This is a genomic window from Rhodococcus sp. NS-SX18 (assembly GCF_057367935.1).
Genome location: NZ_CM170633.1, coordinates 5,034,302 through 5,046,243, shown reverse-complemented (window position 1 = coordinate 5,046,243; position 11,942 = coordinate 5,034,302). Strand labels below are relative to the sequence as shown.

Here is an 11,942-nt window from a genome sequence, read left to right as displayed (position 1 = left end):
GGATGCCGGGAGCCCAGATGCCCTATCTCACCGACATGTTCCACGACCAGAATCGCACGCGGGTGAAGATCGCGGAACCGGCCGACGCCCCAGCGGACAAGGGTGATCCGACGACGCTGTCACACCGGCTCAACGCCTGCATCGTCGGGCAACGGCCCGCGGTCGACGCGGTCGTCCGCGCCGTGTCGCTGGCACGGGTAGGCGCGCACGACCCGACCCGACCCCTCGCCAACATCCTCCTCGTCGGGCCCACCGGCGTCGGCAAGACCGAACTCGTCCGCCGAGTCGCGGCGGAGTTGCGGTCCGGGCCCGACGACATGTGCCGGATCGACATGAACGCGCTCGCCCAGGAGCACTACGCCGCCTCCTTCTCCGGAGCACCACCCGGGTACGCCGGCAGCAAGGAGTCGTTCACGCTGTTCGACAGGAGCAGGATCGAAGGTGACCCGTACACCCCCGGAATCGTGCTCTTCGACGAGGTGGAGAAGGCAGACACCACCGTTCTGCGAGCGCTCCTGCAGATCCTCGATCACGGGGAACTGCGGCTCGCCAACGGCCAGCAGACGATCTCGTTCCGCAACAGCTACGTGTTCCTCACGTCGAACCTCGGATCCCGCGAGGTGGCGCGAAGAAGACGCGCCCCGTGGGCGCGGTTGGCTCGCCGCGCAGGATGGGGGCCACGGTCGGAGGGCAGCCGCGTCGTCGTTCGGAATGCGGTGGAACGATTCTTCGATCCCGAGTTCTTCAACCGCCTCGACGACACGGTGGTGCTGAACGAGTTCGACGACCGGACGGCCGAGGAACTGACGCGCCGGGAGATCGAGATCGTCACAGGTCGACTCGCCCGCCGAGGGATTGTGGTCGACATCGGATCCGACGTCGTCGCCCTGGTGTGCACCCGAGGATTCGACCCCGTCTACGGAGCACGAGGACTCCGGCGCACCATCCGGAACCTGGTGACCGAACCGGTAGCAGCAGCGGTGCTCGAGCATCGTCCGCACGGTTCCGCACGACTGACTCTGTCGGTCACCGTCACCGACGGCGAGATCCGCGTGACCCCCCGAGCCCCCTGACCACCCTGACCGCCCCCTGACCGCCCCCGACCCCGGCCGAATGTCACACCGGTTCGATGACATCGAACCGGTGTGACATTCGGCCACGGGCACGAGGCTAGGTGCCGGTGATCTCGTTGGGGGTCTGCGGCAGGGACGCGGTCTGCACCTGGGCGGAGTCGAGATCGACCGCGTGCAGTGCGTTGTTCGCCGGGTCCGTGACGTAAGCGGTGTGACCCTGCACGTACAGGGCCGGGCGCGGCGACTGCCATTCGTCGGGTTCGGTCCACGGGGCGAGAACATCGATGCGCCGCACCGCCGCGCCGCTGTTCTGGTCGATCACGTGCAGCGCGCCGTCGGTGCCCAGGACGAGCGCCTCACCGTGGGGTCCGCGTCCGAGCGAACGGAACGTGTAGCTGGTGCCGAGGTCGACGAGCCGTAGCTCGCCGGTTCGGGTATCGGTGAGCGAAACGCGCTGGGGTCGTTCGAGTTCTGCGTCCGGATCGCTCTTGTAGTCGCCGAGAACGACGACGGATTCCTCGGATCCGGCCTGGTTTCCGATCCGGCCGTACGGATCCGGCGAGGCGACCTTGGTGATCGTGCCGTCACGGTAGACGAGCAGGCCGTCCTCGCAGCCCAGCACGACGGTCTCGTCGGCGGCGACGGCCTCGCCGTGCACGCCGGGGCATTGCTCGTTGCGGGTGAGCTCCCGGCGTTCGGCGTCGAGCACGGCGATGCCGCTGCGGGATTCGCTGTCGCCGAGGGTGACGATCAGGCTGCCGTCGGCGAGCGCCACCGCCACGCCGTGGTGCGCTTCCGGGGCGGTGTAGGTGTCGGCCCGGGGCTTGCCCTCGGCGAGCTCGGAGGGGTCGAGGATGTCGATGCGGCCGGTGCCGTCGTCGAAGAGCGCGGTCCGGCCTGCGTGCCGGACGACGTGCCCGGGCTTGGTGGCGGCGAACTCGACGTCGGTGAGGGCCGGAGTACCCGCGTAGTGGTGCGCGTGGTCGCCGTGGGGTTCGGACCAGCTGCCGGTGTCGAGGGCGCGGAAGCCGCCGGTGGTGGAGACGAACACGTGCCGGCCGTCGCCGGCGGGAGCAAGTCGGTTGAATCCGTCGAGTGGCAGATCGGCGACGACGTCGAGGTCGTTCGCGTCGAGGACGAGGATGCCGCCGTCGTAGGTGACGGCGAGCCGGGGCTCGGCGGCGGCGACTTCGGCGGGTGCGGCCGAGGTGGGAGCGGGCGCGGCGGTGTCGTCGGCGGTGGAGGTGGCGCAGCCGGCCACGAGCACGGTGGCGCAGCCGGCCACGAGCACGGTGGCCGGCCCGGCGGTGAGCGCGAGACTTCGGGAGGACTTCATGCCGGAACATCTACGCTTTATTGCAAACGAATGTCAAAGTCTATTATGCGAATGCGCGCATCCGCGACACGCGGCGGAAGGAGGGAGGTGTCCGTACGCAGCGCCGTTACCATCGACCGATGGACCCGGTCCGCAACCCGTACGCTCCCGGCGCGGGGCAGCGTCCGCCCGAGCTCGCCGGCCGGGCGAAGCAGCTCGACGCCTTCGACGTGGTGCTCGAACGGATCGCCCGCGGCCGGCCCGAACGCAGTGTCGTGCTCACCGGGCTGCGCGGCGTCGGCAAGACGGTCCTGCTCAACCAGCTTCGCTCCGCGGCGATCTCGCGGAGCTGGGGTACCGGCAAGATCGAGGCCCGGCCCGATCAGGACCTGCGCAGGCCGCTGTCGTCGGCGCTGCACATGGCGGTACGCGAGATCGCTCCGGCCCACCCGCATCCCGAATCGGTCGAGTACTTCCTCGGCGTGCTCAAGTCGTTCGCGTTGCGGGCGACCGCGGACAAGGGCATGCGCGAACGGTGGCAGCCCGGCATCGACGCGCCCGCGGTCAAGGGACGTGCCGACACCGGCGACCTCGAGATCGACCTCGTCGAGCTCCTGATCGACGCCTCCGGGCTCGCCCGCGACGTGGGGGTGGGCATCGCGCTGTTCGTCGACGAGATGCAGGACCTCGGCGCGGCGGACATCTCCGCGATCTGCGGGGCGTGTCACGAACTGAGCCAGGACGCGGCGCCCCTCATCGTGGTCGGCGCCGGGCTGCCGCACCTGCCGGCGGTGCTCTCCGCGTCGAAAAGCTACTCGGAGCGGCTGTTCAGCTACCACCGGATCGACCGGCTCGACCGCGACTCCGCCGACGTCGCGCTCCTCGCGCCGGCCGAGCGTGAGGGCGTGACCTTCACGGCGGAAGCCCTCGACGCGCTCTACGAGACCGCCGACGGATATCCCTATTTCGTCCAGGCCTACGGCAAGGCGACGTGGGACGTTGCGGCGACGAGCCCCATCACCGCCGACGACGTGCGGGTCGGGGCACCCGCTGCCGAAGAGGAACTGGCCGTCGGGTTCTTCGGTTCCCGGTACGAACGCGCCACACCCGCCGAGCGCGAGTACATGCGCGCCATGGCCGACCTCTCCGGCGACGACGGTCCCGTCGCGACGTCGAAGATCGCGGCCGAACTCGGCCGCAAGCCGGCGTCGCTGTCGCCCGCCCGCGACGGGCTCATCAAGAAGGGGCTCATCTACTCCGCCGAGCGGGGCTTCATCGGATTCACCGTGCCGCACTTCGGACGGTATCTGCGCGCTCAGCACGACTGAGCTGCACCCGGATTCGCTGCAGAGCCCGGTGCTGGGCGATCCGGACCGCGCCGACCGACGTGCCGAGCAGCGCGGCGGTGCGTTCGGCGCTGTAGCCCTGCAGGATCCGCAGCTGCACCACGCGGCGCTGCTGCTCCGGCAGCAGCGCGAGTTGCCGGCGGACCGCGGTACGCAGTTCCTCGTCGAGGACGCCCTCCTCCGGACCGGGGCCGGCGACGTCGTGCAGCGGTGTCACGGTGCGCGCGGCCTTGCGCCGGACGTCCGCGACCTTGTGCGTGGCGATGCCGAATGCGAAGCGCAGCAGCGACGCACCGCGATCCTGGTAGCGCGGGAGTGCCCGTGCCAGGGCGAGGCACACCTCCTGGGTGACGTCCTCGGCGGGGGTGTGCGCGCTGGTCCCCTCGTCCATGCGTGCGGCGCAGAAGTTCAGCACATGGGGGCGAACGGAACTCACCACCACGCCGACGGCGTGCGGTTCACCGGCGACGGCGCGCGGTACCCATCGGCGGAGCAGTTCCTCGGTTTCGACGCGGTGCACGGGGTGTCCTCTCGGGCGGCGGAAGGTGGGGAGTTCCACCATCCGTCGCCGGGGCGCCCCGGGCCAGGACCCCTGGGGTGGTTACTCCTCCACCCACCGCACGGTGTCGTCCAGGCTCGCGCGGTCGGTGCGGCAGGTGTTGGCGGGGTGGCTCTCGTCGGCGTATCCGAAGGAGATCGCGCACACGATGTCGCGCTCGGTGGAGATGCCGAGTTCGCGGCGGACGGCTCCGGCGGCCATCGCGACGGCGGCCTGCGGGACGGCGGCGATGCCCAGTGCCTGCGCGGCGAGGAGCAGGGTGGCGACGTACCCACCGCAGTCGACCGCGCCGTAGGTGCCGAGGGCCTTGTCGGTCGTGACGATCGCGACGTGCGGCGCTCCGAAGAAGCGGTAGTTCTCGAGCATCTGCTCGGTGCGGCGGGCGTAGTCGTCGCGGGCGATGCCGAGGCTGTTGTAGAGCGCGTACCCGGCGCCGCGACGACGCTCGGCGTACACCCCGCGGTACTCGGACGGGCCGGGGATGTCCGGGTCGAGCCGACCGGAGGCCGCCTGCTCGTACACCGCGGTCCGTAGCCGATCGACGGCGTCCCCGCCGACCAGGACGACCTCCCACGGCTGGGAGTTGCACCAGGAGGGGGTGCGCTGCGCCATGCGCAGCATCGTCTCGATGTCCTCGCGGGGTACCGGCTTGGACAGGAATGCCCGGCAGGAGTAGCGGGTGTCGAGCAGTGCCGAGAGCGAGGCGCGGTGGTCGATCGTCATGTGACCAGGGTCGCACAGGCGCTTGTATAGCGCTCGTTCAGGTCCGTTGTGCGGGACCGGCGGTGATGTAGTTCTCCCGGTCGAACCGCCGGGTCCGGAGTCGGTATCCCCAGGACGAGGCCGGCCACAGCGACCGGTTGACCTCGCCGCGGTCCAGGTACCAGCTCCGGCACCCGCTGGTCCATACGGTGCCCGACGAGCGTCGGCGCATCTCGTCGGCGAACTCCCGCTGCGCGGCGGCCCGTACCTCGAGCGCGGCGCCCTCCCGGTCGGCGGCGTCCATCGCGGCAGCGACGTAGCGGAGCTGGCTCTCGATCATGAACAGCAGCGAGGTGTGACCGATCCCGGTGTTGGGACCGCCGAGCAGGAACGCATTGGGGAACCCGGCCACGGTCGTGCCCAGGTGCGCCGACGCACCGTCCCGGCCCCACCGCTCGAGCAGGGTGCAGCCGTCGCGACCGACCACGGGCAGTCCGGCGAGGGCGGCGGAGACCCGGAATCCCGTCGCGTACACCAGGACGTCGACCGCGTGGTCCCGGCCGTCGGCGGTGCGCACGCCGTGCGGGCGCAGTTCCGCGATCGGGCTGGTGACCACCGTGCTGGAGTCCCGGACGAGTGCGGGGTAGTAGCTGTCGGAGAACAGGATTCGCTTGCAGCCGATTCGGTGCGGCGGGGTCAGGGCGCGACGCAGGTCCGGGTCGGGCACCTGCCGGTGCAGGTGCCGCAGCGCCCGGGACTCCAGGCGAGCAAGTCGGCGGCCGGACCCGGTGAGCGCGGGGACGAGCGCTTCGCCGCGCCAGTACTCGACCGTCCGGCGCGCGCGGTGCGGCAGCGGCAGACGCTGTGCGCGCCGCGGCAGCACCCAGGCGGGCGTGCGCTGGAACAGGGTGAGGTGGTCGGCGACGTCGGCGAGGTGCGGAATCACCTGCGCGGCGCTCGCGCCGGTCCCGATCACGCCCACGCGCCGGCCGGTGAGGTGGGCGTCGTGGTCCCACCGGGCAGTGTGGAACGCGGGGCCGCCGAAGGAGCCGTCGAGGCGGGGGATCTGCGGGACGTTCAGGGCGCCGGTGGCCAGAACGAGGAAGCGGGCCGCGTAGGCCGGGCCGTGGTCGGTGCGCACGTGCCAGCGGCCCGTCGACTCGTCCCACCGGCACGCGGCGGCGGCCGTGCGGTACACGATCCGGTCGTCGAGTCCGTTCTCTGCGGCGAACGCGTGGAGGTGCGCGAGGATCTCGGTCTGGGTCGCACGGCCTCGGGCCCAGGTGGCCTGGGGTGCGGACGAGTACGAGTACAGGGCGGGATGGATGTCGCACTCGCACCCCGGGTAGGTGTTGTCGCGCCACGTCCCGCCGAGGGCGGCACCGCGTTCGACGACGAGCACGTCGCGGCCGCGTCGCCGCAGATGTGCGGCGGCACCGAGCCCGGCGAAGCCGGCTCCGACCACGAGTGCTTCGACGTCGATCACTTGAACAGTGTGCAAGTTCGGGGCTCAGCAGGCAAATCAGGAAATATATTGCTCTCTACCCCGTATCCGAGATTGCCGGATATCTTCCGATCAGACCACGTCTTCCTCGTTGCCCGGCGTGACCCGGCGCAGTCCCCGGTACGCGTCGGCGGGGGAGCGGCGGCCGGCCACGACGGCCTCGACCTCGGCGGCGATGGGCATCTCGACGTCGTACTCGCGCGCGAGTTCCATCACCGTCGGCGCGGTCTTCACACCCTCCGCGACCTGGCCCAGCCGGGCCACCGCCTCGTCGAGGGTGAGCCCGCTCGCGAGGGCCTCGCCGATCCGGCGGTTGCGCGACGCGGGGCTCGTGCACGTCGCAATCAGGTCGCCCATCCCGGTCAGGCCCGCGAACGTCCGCGGGTTGGCTCCCATCACCTCGCCGAGCCGGGTCATCTCGGCGAGCCCCCGGGTGAGCACCATCGCCCGGGTGTTGTCGCCGACCCGCAGCCCCTCGGCCATGCCTGCCGCGATCGCGACGATGTTCTTCAGGACGCCGCCGAGTTCGCAGCCGAGGACGTCGGTGTTGCGGTACACGCGGAAGACCTTCGAGGCGAACAGCGGTTGCAGGGCCGCCGCGACGCGTTCGTCCGCGGTGGCCACCACTGCGGCCGCCGCCATCCCGTCGGCGACCTCGCCGGCGATGTTCGGTCCGGCCAGCAGCCCCACCGGGTGGCCGGGCAGGCATTCGCCGATCACCTCGGTCGGCCGCAGGCGGGTGCCCGGTTCGAGTCCCTTCGCCAGCGAGAGGATCGGCACCCAGGCCCGCACCTCGTTCGATATCTCGGCGAGGGTGGCGCGGACGGCGTGGGACGGCACCCCGACCACCAGCACGTCGGCCTCGTGTGCGGCCTCGAGAAGGTCCGAGGTGGCGCGAAGATTGGCCGGCAGGGTTCGCTCGCCGAGGTACCGGGTGTTGCGGTGCTCCTCGTCGATCTCCCGGGCGGTGTCCGGGTTGCGGGACCAGAGCAGGGTCGGGGTGTTGCGGGCCGACAGTCCTGCGACGGTGGTACCCCACGAACCGGAACCGAGGACGACGACGCGAACCGGACGTGCCATGGGTTGTGGATCCTGTCTGCGAGGAGGAACGGTACGGCCTCAGGGTGTCAGTTCGCCCGTCCCGGCGCCGGATTTTCGCGGTATGTCCGTCCTCCGTCGCTGTCGTCCCGCATGTGCGCACTGGCACGGTTCATACCCTAGGGGGTATATTGACCGCAGATTCCGATCATCCCCGAGGAGGACGCCCATGTGTTACCCCGTCACCTGCTCCCAGTGCGGAAAGACCGGCTGGGGCGGCTGCGGCCAGCACGTCGACAGCGTGATGAAGTCCGTGCCGGTCGCCGAACGGTGCACCTGCGACCAGGACTCCGCTCCCCAGGCGAAGTCCGGCTTCTTCGCCTCGTTGTTCGGCCGCTGAGTTGTTCGGCCGCTGACGGCCGGCGGGTGCGCTCGCGCACCCGCCGGGGTCATCGGGCCCAGTCGCCCCGCTCGAGCAGCCGCGACACGAGCACCCCGGCCACCAGCCCCCAGAACGCCGCACCGATGTTCCAGAACGTCACGTTCGCGGCCGTGACGACGAACGCCACCAGCGCCCCCATCGTGTACTTCGAGGCGAACGCCGTCACGAACGCGCCCTGCAGCGCCCGCAGCATCGCCAGGCCGCCGAGGGTCGCGACGAACGCTGCCGGCGCAGCTGTCATCCACCGCACGAACAGCGGGGCGAACAACCCGAATACGATCGAGTAGAGCCCGAAGCACACGGCTGCCGTGTACTGACGGCTCCGCTCCCCGGACGCGGTGAGCAGTGCGTTCGTCGGGCCGGTCAGACACGTCGACACCGCACCCACGCAGGCCGCGCCCAGTGACCACACCCCGCACGCGATCGTGGTGACGTTGATCGGAGGCCGGTGCCCGGCCGCCGTGAGCACGGCGATGCCCTGCCCGTTCTGCACCACCAGCACGGTGATCGCCAAGGGAATCACCAACTCCAGCAACGCCGTCCAGGTGAACACGGGAGCGGTGAAGACGGGAGAGGCAAAAATGCCCGATCCGCCCGGCGCGGGCGAGAAACGCCCCGACGCGGACACCGCCACCGCCCCCGCGATCAGCGCCCCCAGGATCGGCGGCAACCACCGGCCGATCCGCCCGAACGCGCTCAATGCCAGGAACGTCAGCACCATGGGCGCCGCGATCGCGGCGTCCGCGCCGAGCGCGACCACCAGGTCCACGCCGAACTTCAGGAAGACACCCGCCACCATCGCCATGACGATCGGCATCGGCAGCGCCTCCATCACTCGCCGTACCAGTCCGGACGCTCCCAGCACCAGCACCAGCAGGCCGGTGACCAGGAACGCGCCGATCACCTCCGGCCAGGACAGGTGACCCAGCGACCCGCCGACGAGGATCGTGCCCGGAATCGTCCAGGCGAAGCCGAGCGGCTGCCGGTAGGCGACGCTCATCGCGACCGTCAGCACCCCGTTGAGAACGAAGATCCCGAAGATCCACGACGCGAGTTCGGCCGCGTCGAGCCCACCGGCCGCGCCGGCCGCGAGGACGACCGCGACCGGGCCCGTCGACGAGAACACCAGGCCGATCACGCCGTTCGCCGCATACTCGACGCCCAGATCCCGCAGCACCCGGCGGGGCCGGGTGAGAGGCCGCGCAGGCCGCTCGAGCAGGTCGGTATCGCCGGGGCCGGTGGTCTTCTCGTCGACTGCTGTCATCGCTTCCTCACTCGTCCTCGCGGAATCGGGCGGCGAGCTCGCTGCGTGAACGGATGCCGAGCTTCGCGTAGACCCGGGTCAGGTGGTACTGCACCGTCTTCACCGACAGGAACAGCTCACCCGCCACGTCCTTGTTGGTATTGCCCGCGGCCACCAGCGCGGCGACCGCCTTCTCCTGCGGCGTCAACGCCGCCAGGTCCATGTGTGTCCGGCGGGCACCGTCGCCGCTCGCCTTCAAGCCACCGGCCTTGAGTTCGCGGTCGCAGCGCTGCACGTACGACGTCGCGCCGAGCGTCGCATACAGTTCCCGGGCGGTGCGCATCACCGCGTCCGCCTCCCGCCGCCGACCGGCCCGCCGCAGCGTCTGGCCGTACGCGAAGTTCACCCGTGCCCGGTCGTACGGCAACGACAACGTCGCCAGGTTCTCGAGCGCGGCTTCGAACGTCTCGCGTGCGGCGTCGATGTCCCCGCGTGCCCCGTGGATCCGTCCGCGCACGTATCCGAGTCTCGCCCGCGCGGACAGGTGTCCCCGGGAGCCGGCCAGGTCCTCGAACGGACGGAGGAATTCGTCGGCCTCGTCGACGCGCCCCGTCATCACGAGGGCATTCGCATACAGGTCCGGCCACGGCCAGAAACCCGGCTCCACCAATGCCTGCCGTCGACGCGCGGTGAGCGGCGCCAGGTGCCGCAGGACGCCGTCGTAGTCGGCGGCGACCTCGGCGCACTGGGCGGCCGCGATGCAGGCCGGCACCACCATGACGGCATAGTCGGTGGCACCCGCGCGGCCACGTCGCAGGTGCTCGCGAGCCAGAGCCCAGTCGCCCCGCAGGGCGTGCACCTGGGCGCCGGTCCAATGCACCAGGGGCCGAAGCAGATCCAGACCCGCGGTGTCGAGCTGCGCGGCGGCCCGGTCGACCGTGCGGACAGCGTCGTCCCAGGCGCCCAGCGTGAACTCGGTGCGGGCCAGCCACGCCTGTGCCCACAGCGAGATCCGGATCGATCCCCCGCGGAAGACCGTCGGCTCCGCGCTCTCCAGTTCCGCTCGGGCCCGCTCCGGCTCGTCGAGCGCCAGCGCCAGCCAGCCCTCCGCCATGCGGATGCGCTGGCCCTGGGCGCCGAGCCGGACGTTCTCCGGCAGTGTGGCGTACGAGGCGCGGGCCTCGTCGACGTGGCCGGTCATGGCCAGGCCGAGTCCGCGGATCGCGGCCGACTCGACGGCGGCGGGGGTGTCTGCGGCCACGAGGGACGACGCGCGGTCGGCCCATTCGACCAGGCCTTCCCCGTCGAGCCGGGCCAGCGAGTGCAGCACCATGCGCTGGCAGATCATCGCCCCCAGGTCCGGGTCCCGGGCCGGGTCCGGGAGCAGTTGCCATGCGCGGGTGAGGAGTTGGGTGGCCTCGTCCTGCCGCCCGCGCTGGATGGCGAGATAGCCGAGCACCACGTCGCGCATGGCACCGTCGGGCGCGGTCTCGACGGCCGGAACGAACGTCAGCGCCTGGGGCAGATCCGCCGCGCCCGTGAGGGCATCGACGCCGCGCATCAGCCGCTGCGCGCGCTGGTCCCGGTCGGGGCTGATGCCGCTCGCGACGATCAGGGCCTCGGCAGCATCAGACCACGCGCCGACGGCGGCGCGGCGCCGGCCGTACCGATCGAGGCGGTCCGCCAGGTCCGCGTCGGCGGTGGCGGTGGCGGAAACCAGGTGGGTAAGCGCAGCCCCCTCGTCGTCGACGAGTTCGGCGGCGCGGGCGTTCAGGTCGCGCCAGCGGGCGGGGCCGATGTCGTCGGCGACGGCGGCCCGGGTCATCGGGTCCGGGAAGACGAGGGTGACCGTGCCGCGCTGCTCGCGTCGGCACAGCACTCCGGCGGTGTGTGCGGCGTCGAGCGCCGCGATCGGGTCCGCCAGACCGGCCAGTGCCGCCGCCTGGGTCAGTGTGCATTCCGAGCCGAGCACGGCCGCCGCCTCCACGAGTGCCCGGGTCTCGGCCGGACAGCGGTCCAGCGTGCGGCGCACGGCGCCCGCTCGTTCCTGCGGAGCCGGGAACCGGGCCCGCCAGTGCTGCCACTGGTCGCGGGGGATCTCGTCGAGCAGCTGCAGAACCGGACGGGGGATGCCGTGGGTGTGCTCGAACAGCCGCCGCGCGGTCCACGGTGACAGGTCCACACCGATGCGGGCGAGGGCGAGCTGGGCGATGTCCTGGGGTCCGAGCGGTCCCACGTGCACGGCGAGGGCGCGGTGGTGATCGAGCACCTGCCGGGTGCTGTCGGGGATCGTGTCCGGCAGCGGATCCACGATCACCAGCAGGACGAGCAGCTGCCTGCCGTGGGCACGGCGGACGGTGGACGACAGGGCTTGCAGCGACTCGGAGTCGGCCCAGTGGGCATCGTCGACGACGAGGACGGTGGGATCGTCCACCAGGGACAACAACTCGTGTGCCACTTCCACCGGATCACGTCCGGTGGCGGGGGCCTGCAGCAGTTGCTCGACGGTGCTCCACGCGCGCCGCGCCTCCCACGGGACGCCCGCGGATGTACGCACCTGCCAGCCGTCGAGCAGCTCGGTGAATCGTTGCACCAGAGCGGACTTGCCGATACCCGGAGGGCCCTCGACGAGGGCGAGCACGGGTGAACCGGCTCGCGCCTCGCCGAGGTGACGGTCGAGCTCGGAGAGCTCCCGGGTACGTCCGACCAACATGGTGGGC

The 11,942-nt window shown here is 71.3% G+C and carries 10 protein-coding genes; 3 read left to right on the top strand and 7 right to left on the bottom strand.

Going from position 1 to position 11,942, the window contains the following annotated elements:
- Positions 1 to 17 precede the first annotated feature (17 nt).
- Positions 18 to 1,073, top strand: a complete 1,056-nt coding sequence (locus tag AC2IPW_RS23150; protein WP_416062093.1) for an AAA family ATPase — start codon at positions 18 to 20, stop codon at positions 1,071 to 1,073.
- 97 nt (positions 1,074 to 1,170) lie between these two features.
- On the opposite strand, the gene aztD is transcribed toward AC2IPW_RS23150, so the two are convergent.
- The gene (gene aztD, locus AC2IPW_RS23145; RefSeq protein ID WP_486375792.1) at positions 1,171 to 2,409 is read right to left on the bottom strand and encodes a zinc metallochaperone AztD; all 1,239 of its coding nucleotides are present in this window, start codon (positions 2,407 to 2,409) and stop codon (positions 1,171 to 1,173) included.
- A 119-nt stretch (positions 2,410 to 2,528) separates the two neighbouring features.
- On the opposite strand from aztD, the gene AC2IPW_RS23140 reads away from it, so the two are divergent.
- Positions 2,529 to 3,716: an AAA family ATPase gene (locus AC2IPW_RS23140; RefSeq protein WP_003934540.1), complete on the top strand. Its 1,188-nt coding sequence runs from the start codon at positions 2,529 to 2,531 to the stop codon at positions 3,714 to 3,716.
- Here the strand turns inward: AC2IPW_RS23140 and AC2IPW_RS23135 are convergent.
- From AC2IPW_RS23135 to AC2IPW_RS23120, 4 genes are all read right to left on the bottom strand, one after another.
- Positions 3,670 to 4,254, bottom strand: coding sequence for a sigma-70 family RNA polymerase sigma factor (locus AC2IPW_RS23135; protein WP_040781017.1), 585 nt, complete (start codon positions 4,252 to 4,254; stop codon positions 3,670 to 3,672). The two genes, AC2IPW_RS23140 and AC2IPW_RS23135, sit on opposite strands and share 47 nt — an antisense overlap.
- An 81-nt stretch (positions 4,255 to 4,335) precedes the next feature.
- Entirely contained in the window at positions 4,336 to 5,016 is a 681-nt protein-coding gene (locus AC2IPW_RS23130; protein ID WP_450121512.1) for a nitroreductase, read from the bottom strand.
- Positions 5,017 to 5,053: 37 nt separating this feature from the next.
- A complete protein-coding gene (locus AC2IPW_RS23125; protein ID WP_486375791.1) occupies positions 5,054 to 6,481 on the bottom strand; it encodes a flavin-containing monooxygenase in 1,428 nt (475 codons plus the stop codon).
- 90 nt (positions 6,482 to 6,571) lie between these two features.
- A complete protein-coding gene (locus tag AC2IPW_RS23120; protein WP_054373207.1) occupies positions 6,572 to 7,579 on the bottom strand; it encodes an NAD(P)H-dependent glycerol-3-phosphate dehydrogenase in 1,008 nt (335 codons plus the stop codon).
- 187 nt (positions 7,580 to 7,766) lie between these two features.
- Here AC2IPW_RS23120 and AC2IPW_RS23115 point away from each other — a divergent pair, with 187 nt between their 5' ends.
- On the top strand, positions 7,767 to 7,937 hold the full coding sequence (locus AC2IPW_RS23115; protein ID WP_486375790.1) for a hypothetical protein: 171 nt from the start codon (positions 7,767 to 7,769) through the stop codon (positions 7,935 to 7,937).
- A gap of 49 nt (positions 7,938 to 7,986) precedes the next feature.
- Here AC2IPW_RS23115 and AC2IPW_RS23110 read toward each other — a convergent pair whose 3' ends face one another.
- Entirely contained in the window at positions 7,987 to 9,243 is a 1,257-nt protein-coding gene (locus AC2IPW_RS23110; RefSeq protein ID WP_003934534.1) for a benzoate/H(+) symporter BenE family transporter, read from the bottom strand.
- Positions 9,244 to 9,250: 7 nt separating this feature from the next.
- Positions 9,251 to 11,935 carry a helix-turn-helix transcriptional regulator gene (locus tag AC2IPW_RS23105; protein WP_486377056.1) on the bottom strand — a complete coding sequence of 895 codons (2,685 nt, stop codon included), beginning with the start codon at positions 11,933 to 11,935 and terminating at the stop codon, positions 9,251 to 9,253.
- Between the last annotated feature and the right edge of the window lie 7 nt (positions 11,936 to 11,942).